This is a genomic window from Mesorhizobium sp. M1A.T.Ca.IN.004.03.1.1 (assembly GCF_003997555.1).
Lineage (GTDB): Bacteria > Pseudomonadota > Alphaproteobacteria > Rhizobiales > Rhizobiaceae > Mesorhizobium.
The window spans coordinates 1-237 of record NZ_RZTV01001076.1 but is presented as its reverse complement, the minus strand read 5'-3'; the positions used below and the strand labels follow the sequence as shown (position 1 = coordinate 237).

Genomic DNA, 237 nt, shown 5'->3' with positions numbered 1-237 from the left:
CCGGATATAAGCGCGGCGACTGGCGCTCGAACGGGCAATTACAGCAGACGGCGCAGAGGTTGGCGCGGATGGCGGGGACGTATCAGCAGCAGCTACGGGAGTGTGATTGATTTAAGGGTGTGGAGAGGGGAACGCGGCACACGGGTCGTAGCGCTATCCCCGCAAATTCCCATACCGCACCGAGTAGATCCGGTCCCTGCCGAGCAGATGGGCGATCAGGGATCCCCTGTCGAAAAG

General features: G+C 61.6%; 1 pseudogene. It reads right to left on the bottom strand.

Annotation, left to right across the window (positions count from 1 at the left end):
• Window positions 1–153: 153 nt before the first annotated feature.
• Window positions 154–237: pseudogene (locus EOD29_RS34980) on the bottom strand (metallophosphatase); the annotation flags it as partial.